The sequence below is a fragment of the Acinetobacter johnsonii genome, from assembly GCF_048551975.1.
Taxonomy (GTDB): Bacteria; Pseudomonadota; Gammaproteobacteria; order Pseudomonadales; family Moraxellaceae; genus Acinetobacter; species Acinetobacter johnsonii_A.
The window spans coordinates 1-220 of record NZ_JBIMCF010000349.1 but is presented as its reverse complement, the minus strand read 5'-3'; the positions used below and the strand labels follow the sequence as shown (position 1 = coordinate 220).

1 protein-coding gene is annotated in these 220 nt (G+C 40.0%); it reads left to right on the top strand.

The features are described 5' to 3' along the window. A partial coding sequence (locus ACG9ZB_RS17765; RefSeq protein ID WP_419326896.1) for an IS3 family transposase occupies positions 1–220 on the top strand: 220 nt, incomplete at both ends.

Here is a 220-nt window from a genome sequence, read left to right as displayed (position 1 = left end):
ATGTTTTTATGATTGGCTCAAGAGAGGCGTGAGCAAAAGAACGATTCAACGAAATCAACAGACGATATTGGTGAAAATAGCCCATGAAGAGACAAGGGAGAGCTATGGTTATATTCGATTAACCAAATACTTACAAGCTCAGGGCATAAAAATGAGTATGTACGCTGTACGTCAGATAAAAGCGCTGAACCACCTGTATTGTAAGCGACACAAGCGTTTT